This window comes from Flavobacterium sp. (genome assembly GCF_035760125.1).
Classification (GTDB): domain Bacteria; phylum Bacteroidota; class Bacteroidia; order Flavobacteriales; family Flavobacteriaceae; genus Flavobacterium.
Map to the genome: position 1 here is coordinate 1 of NZ_DASTTN010000439.1, position 6,645 is coordinate 6,645.

The following is a 6,645-nucleotide window of genomic DNA, read 5'->3' on the forward strand; positions in this document are numbered from 1 at the left end:
TTTTCCAAACACTTTGGACACAACTGTTGATTTTGAAATCATCGATGGAAAACCGGATACTTATGTGATAACGGGTGATATTGATGCGATGTGGTTGAGAGATTCTACCGCTCAAATTTGGCCTTATCTTCCATTTGTAAAAGAAGATAAGAAACTAAAAGAATTGGTAAAAGGGGTTATCAACCGCCAGACGAAATGTATTTTGTTAGACCCTTATGCAAATGCCTTTTACAAAGATTTCAATCAGGAGAGCGAGTGGAAAAGTGATTTTACAACTATGAAGCCTGGAATCCATGAACGCAAATGGGAGATAGACAGTTTGTGTTATCCAGTTCGCTTGGCACATGGCTATTGGAAGGAAACCGGTGATATCTCGATGTTCGATGGGGATTGGAAAAAAGCCATGCATTTGGTTTTGCAAACGTTCAAAGAACAACAGCGCTGGACAGACAAAGGGCCTTATACTTTTCAAAGGGAAACAGAATGGGCTACTGATGGTGTGGCTCTTTCCGGTTATGGCTATCCAGTAAAACCTTGTGGATTGATTGTTTCTACTTTTCGCCCGAGTGACGACAGCACCTTGTTCGGATATTTGATCCCAAGCAATATGTTTGCCATCGAAATATTGGGATACATGATTGAAATGTGTTCGACTCCGGCTTTGAAAGATGATGAAATCGTAAAAAAAGCGACCGAATTGAGAGCTGAAGTTCAAAAAGGACTGAAAGAAAACGGAATTATTACCCACCCTAAATTTGGTGAAATCATTGCATTTGAAGTAAACGGTTATGGTAGTTTCCATTTCATGGATGATGCCAATGTACCTTCACTATTATCGTTGCCTTATTTGGGCGCCATAAAACCAGACAGCCCTTTGTATTTAAATACCCGAAAAGTAGTTCTTTCAGAAAACAACCCATTTTTCTACAAAGGAAAAGCAGCTGAAGGAATTGGTGGACCACACACCGGAGCCGACACGATTTGGCCAATGAGTATCATTCTGAGAGCCATCACGAGTGTGGATGAAAACGAAATTCGAAATTGCATCAGCACCTTGAAGAAAACTCATGCTGATACAGGATTTATGCACGAATCGATTCATAAAGACGACGCAAAAAAATTCACACGCAAATGGTTTGCATGGGCCAATACTTTGTTTGGAGAATTGATTGTCAATATGAGCAAAAACCACCCAAATATTCTAGCTGATAAAAATATTTAATATCGACGTATGAAAAAATCATTATTACTATTGCTGATTTTTACGGGTGCTTTATCTTATGCACAACAGGCAGAAAACATTATCATCATAACGACGGATGGTCTAAGATGGCATGAGCTTTTTGAAGGAATGGATCAGACAATCGCCAAAGACAAAAAATTTAATCAAGGGGACAGCACCTATATTTTTAATGAATACTGGAGTGCTGATATTAAAGAACGTAGAGAAAAATTGATGCCATTTATGTGGTCAGTTGTTGCTTCAAAAGGACAATTATATGGCAACAGAAATTATGGAAGTAAAGTAAATAATGCCAATCCGCATTGGTTCAGCTATCCGGGTTATAGCGAAATAATGACTGGTTATGGAGATCCTGCCATAGATTCAAATGATTATGCTCCGAATCCACATGTTACCGTACTAGAGTTTTTAAACCAACAACCAAAACTAAAAGGAAAAGTGGCGGCTTTTGGCGCATGGGAAGCATTTGACCGAATTTTAAATGAAAAACGAAGCGGAATCCCCGTGGCTTCTGCTTTTGACAATATTGGAGGGAATACCCCAACGGAACAGCAGAAGCTGATCAATAACATGCTTAACGATTCTTATAAGCCTTTCCATGCCGACGAGTGCTTAGATGTGTTTACGCAGTATGAAGCCTTGGAGGAATTAAAAATAAATAAGCCAAAAGTATTGTTTGTTGCTTTTGGAGAAACAGATGAGTGGGCACATTCAGGTCAATATCGTTCTTATTTGGATGCCGCTCATCAGGTTGATGCATGGATTAAACAAATTTGGGAGTTTGTACAAAATGACCCGAAATATAAAAATAAAACAGCTTTATTCATCACGACAGATCATGGTCGTGGTGATAGAGTAAAACAGGAATGGACTGATCATGGCAGTTCTATTCAGGACGCATCCGAAATATGGTTTGCCGCTATGGGAGCTGGAATTAATGGCAAAGGAGAAATGAAAATAGAAGGGCAGCTCTATCAACAACAATTTGCCCAAACCATTGCTAAGCTGATGGGATATACGTTTAAAGCAGAACATCCTATAGCTAAAGAAATAACAGAAGTATTGAAATAGTAAACTTTTTTCGAGTAATCGTTTTTTAATGAATCAATAATTTTCTATTGTTCAGTAAGCTAAAAAATATTGGTGAAGCAATCGGGGCTCAAAGGGAGTCACTTTGCTTTTTTGTCATCATTAAAAAAAATCGATAATCGAACTCAGGTTAATAACACTTATATCATTTATCTGTTTAAAATTAATTGCGCCCAACGATTTATATAAATAATTATGGTTAAATCATTTATCGCTTTACTTCTTTTATGTAATGCTGTGTCATTTGCACAGGAAGTAAGTATCATTCCTCAGCCGGTAGAAGTTATCAAGAGCGCTGGGAGTTTTATAATTAATACTAAAACCAGTCTGGTTGTTACCAATGATGAAAATAAGAAGACCGTAGCCTTCTTGAATAAATATTTAAAGGATTATTACGGTTTTGAATTACCAGTCGTTAAAAAAGCAGATGAAAATTGTATTAAGTTGAAGAGTCGCAAGGATATAGAGGGACTTAAAAGTGAAGGCTATAGTTTAGTGTCAGATGAAAAAAGAGTTGTAATTGAGGGGAATTCTCCAATTGGTACCTTTTACGGTATGCAAACATTAATTCAATTGTTGCCCGTAGAAAAAAGCAATAATCTAGTAGTAGCTTCGGTTAATGTGAAAGACGAGCCCCGTTTTGCTTACAGAGGAGCTATGTTAGATGTTGGGCGTCACTTTTTTCAGGTAGCCTTTGTGAAAAAATACATTGATTATTTGGCTTTGCATAAAATGAATTATTTTCATTGGCATCTAACGGACGATCAAGGTTGGAGAATTGAAATTAAAAAATACCCTAGGCTGACAGAAATAGGTTCCAAAAGAAACGGAACCATTATTGGCCATGAACCCGGTACAGGAAGCGATAATACTCCCGAAGGTGGATTTTATACTCATGAAGAAATAAAAGATATCGTAAAATATGCTGCGGATCGTTTTATTACTGTAATCCCGGAAATCGAAATGCCGGGACACAGTAGTGCCGCGATTGCTGCATATCCTCAGTTGAGCTGTTTCCCAGAAGAAAAAACGGAACAACTCACAGATGAAATGATTTCAGATAAAAGCAGACAAGAATTGGCAAGCGGAAAAATAAAGCTTGTTCAGGAAACATGGGATGTTTTTAATGATGTTTATGTTCCAACTGAATATACATTCAAATTTTTGCAAGATGTTATCGATGAATTGGTGACCTTGTTTCCTTCAAAATACATCCATATTGGTGGAGACGAATCGCCTAAAAATAATTGGAAAAGAAGTGAGTTTTGTCAAAACCTGATAAAAGAAAAAGGATTGAAAGACGAGCATGAACTTCAAAGTTATTTTATCCAGCGCATGGAGAAATATATTAATGGAAAAGGAAGAACAATAATAGGTTGGGACGAAATTCTGGAAGGCGGCATTGCCCCAAATGCAGTTGTAATGAGTTGGAGAGGTGAAACTGGAGGTATAACTGCAGCCAGAGATAAACATTATGTAATTATGTCTCCAAGTAGTCATGTTTATTTGGATTATTCACAAACCAAAAATGAAAAAGAAGTAACTATAGGCGGTTATATAAACTTGGAAAAAGTGTACAGTTATGAACCTGTTCCTAAGGAATTGAGCAAGCAAGAGGCTAAGTATATAATGGGAGCGCAAGGTAATGTTTGGGCAGAGTATATAAAAAATTCAGCCAAAGTGGAATATATGATCTTTCCACGTTTGAGTGCTTTAAGTGAAGTGCTTTGGTCTCCAAAAGAGAAAAAGAATTGGTCTGATTTTCAGGCAAAAATAGAGACCCAGAAAAAAAGATACAGTTTGTGGGGAGCTAATTATTTTAAGGGACAGTACTAAGTTAAAAAACAACGATTTGATTATTTATGGAAACAGGCTGGAATACTTGAACTCATAGATTCAATCAAGAGGGATTATGGAATGGTATTACCGACAACGTTTAATAATTAAGATTCAACTACTCTAATAACAAAATAGTTTTTAAAATGGAAAGGCGCGATTTTATTAAGAATACAGTGTTAGCATCGGCTGGTTTTATGGCCGCATCTGCAATGGGAAACAGTTTATTTGCAGCAAATGAACTTCCTCCTTTTTTATCAGTACAACCATTGATGGGGGGCAGGTTTGTAACCCTTTGCATAATGATTCGTACAACGCCTTGGGAAGTTTCAAGGGATGTTAAATTACTTGACATTGACGAATCAGAAATTCATACGTTGGAGGTAGTGCGCAGTATTCGCGAAGCCTTTATGAAGAACAACCCTGATGGTCGTCTTACGTGGGGATTTACCCTTAATGCACTTGAAGATAAGCGTGATAATTATGCTGATATAAGAAGCTATGCAGCGGAGTGCCAAAAGAAACATGGTGATGAAGTCACCTATTTTCCAGGCTATTTTCCCGGCATGTACCTTCCGAGACAGCGGGTTAACAAAGAAATATCGGAAGCCTTAAAGACTATTACCAGTTTTGTTGGCGGTGGATATCGTCCAAAATGCATAATAGGAGGATTTATGTCAGCTGAAAGCCTACGCTATCTTGCTGAAGTAGAAAAAATACATGTGGCTCATGCAGTAATATGGAGCCAGCATGCAGTAGATGGAGGAGGGGCAGATGGTTCTCCTTCTTATCCATATTACCCATCAAAGGAGCATTATTGCAAACCAGCCCAAAGCAAAGCTGATTTTATTGATTGTGTCAACTTGGATGGTTGGAGTGTGGATTTTCTATGCGCCAGACAGAGTGGGGGTATTGAGGGAACTACACCTTTTAACGGAGCTTCCAGCAGACGTGGAGTAGGCCCCATAGAAAGCTATTGCGAATTAGGGCTAGAAATGGGGCATTACTCCGTTATGCATACCCAATCTCTCCACTTCGACCGTGGGTTTGAACTTAATGGTTTTGGCTGGATACCAAATATTTGGGAAGCTCAATTGGTAAAAAAACCAGAACGAAATGACTGGGGAGATAAATTTATCTTGCAAGCTATGGAAAAATGGGTTGGCGATACAAAAAAAAGATGGCCAGATGTTCAATTCATCACATTCGGGGAGTATGGTGAAATTTGGCGCAAGCATTACCCAAACAATGAAAAGTGGAATTATCGTTTTGAAGAGAAAGGGCTAGGGATCGGAAATTCAAATGGCAACGAAGAAATACGTTGGTTTATGAACAAAAGCTTCAGGTTGGCATTATTACGGGATTGGCATAAAAACACGCCCGAAAAGGTGATTGACTTTACACGATATGACCTTCCGGCCAGTGAACCTGCTGATCCAAGTCCTGAGCATCCAGTAAAAGATTGGACTTTGATGAACCGAATAAATCAGAAAGGCTTGCGCCCGCAGGATGTACCTGTATCCCTGAAAGACCTCAGTGCGGAGGATCAACAATTGATTGCAAAATATTATCCCGAATTGTTCTGAATAAAAATTTAAGAATAGTAATGATGAAAAAAATAGCTTTATTTTTTCTGTTGACAATGAATATGATTTCTTTTTCACAGACAAACGATTGGGAAAATCCTTCTGTTTTTCAGATAAACAGGGAACCTGCCCGCGCCGCTTTCGTTCCTTATTCTGATGAAAAAACAGCAATAGCCGATGATTATGCTGCTTCGCCATGGTACATGAATTTGAATGGTAATTGGAAATTTAATTGGTCACCTACACCAGAAAAACGACCAACTGATTTTTATAAAAATGCTTATAACACTAGTAATTGGAAAGAAATTCAGGTTCCCTCCAATTGGGAATTAAAAGGTTATGGAATTCCAATCTACACCAATATAACGTATCCTTTTCCTAACAACGAACCTTTTATTGATCACTCGGATAATCCTGTCGGGTCATATAAGAGAGAGTTTGTTCTACCAAAAAACTGGGACAATCGCCATGTGTTTCTTCACTTTGAAGCAGGAACTTCTGCAATGTATATTTGGGTTAATGGTGAAAAGGTTGGCTATACTGAAAATACCAAAAGTCCAGCGGAATTTGATATTACCAAGTATGTGAAACAAGGAAAAAATGATATCTCCGTCGAGGTTTACCGTTGGAGTGACGGTTCCTATATGGAAGATCAAGATTTTTGGAGACTTTCAGGAATTGACCGCACTGTTTCTTTGTACAGCACCGCCGACATTCGGATTAATGATTTTTTTGCAAAACCCGATCTTGATGTCAACTACAAAAACGGAAGTTTGAATGTAGAGGTCAAACTTAAAAATTTAGGGACCGTTGCTGAAAAAAATCAAGTAGTTGAAGCAAAATTAATTGATGCATTAGGCAAAGTGATTTTTACAAAAAGCAAAAAAGTAA

General features: G+C 38.0%; 6 protein-coding genes. 5 read left to right on the top strand and 1 reads right to left on the bottom strand.

What is annotated here, in order from left to right; all coding sequences use genetic code 11:
• From VFS71_RS15530 to VFS71_RS15540, 3 genes are all read left to right on the top strand, one after another.
• Nucleotides 1-1,222, top strand: a 1,222-nt coding sequence (locus VFS71_RS15530) for a glycoside hydrolase family 125 protein (protein WP_326402387.1), incomplete at its 5' end; no start/stop codon positions are given.
• Between the two features lie 9 nt (nucleotides 1,223-1,231).
• Nucleotides 1,232-2,314 carry an alkaline phosphatase family protein gene (locus VFS71_RS15535; protein WP_326402389.1) on the top strand — a complete coding sequence of 361 codons (1,083 nt, stop codon included), beginning with the start codon at nucleotides 1,232-1,234 and terminating at the stop codon, nucleotides 2,312-2,314.
• A gap of 213 nt (nucleotides 2,315-2,527) precedes the next feature.
• The gene (locus VFS71_RS15540; RefSeq protein WP_326402390.1) at nucleotides 2,528-4,168 is read left to right on the top strand and encodes a beta-N-acetylhexosaminidase; all 1,641 of its coding nucleotides are present in this window, start codon (nucleotides 2,528-2,530) and stop codon (nucleotides 4,166-4,168) included.
• Between the two features lie 118 nt (nucleotides 4,169-4,286).
• Here the strand turns inward: VFS71_RS15540 and VFS71_RS15545 are convergent, their stop codons facing one another.
• Complete coding sequence (locus VFS71_RS15545) at nucleotides 4,287-4,523, bottom strand: hypothetical protein (RefSeq protein ID WP_326402396.1); 237 nt, start codon at nucleotides 4,521-4,523, stop codon at nucleotides 4,287-4,289.
• On the opposite strand from VFS71_RS15545, the gene VFS71_RS15550 reads away from it, so the two are divergent.
• Both VFS71_RS15550 and VFS71_RS15555 read left to right on the top strand, forming a co-directional pair.
• A complete protein-coding gene (locus VFS71_RS15550) occupies nucleotides 4,471-5,754 on the top strand; it encodes a DUF3863 domain-containing protein (RefSeq protein WP_326402395.1) in 1,284 nt (427 codons plus the stop codon). The genes VFS71_RS15545 and VFS71_RS15550 overlap by 53 nt on opposite strands.
• 20 nt (nucleotides 5,755-5,774) lie before the next feature.
• A partial coding sequence (locus VFS71_RS15555) for a sugar-binding domain-containing protein (RefSeq protein WP_326402392.1) occupies nucleotides 5,775-6,645 on the top strand: 871 nt, incomplete at its 3' end.

Excerpts from the sequence above, each read along its gene's own strand:
- VFS71_RS15535 (WP_326402389.1), top strand. The coding sequence starts at position 1,232 with ATGAAAAAATCATTATTACTATTGCTGATTTTTACGGGTGCTTTATCT.
- VFS71_RS15540 (WP_326402390.1), top strand. The coding sequence starts at position 2,528 with ATGGTTAAATCATTTATCGCTTTACTTCTTTTATGTAATGCTGTGTCA.
- VFS71_RS15550 (WP_326402395.1), top strand. The coding sequence starts at position 4,471 with ATGATTCGTACAACGCCTTGGGAAGTTTCAAGGGATGTTAAATTACTT.
- VFS71_RS15545 (WP_326402396.1), bottom strand. The coding sequence starts at position 4,523 with ATGTCAAGTAATTTAACATCCCTTGAAACTTCCCAAGGCGTTGTACGA.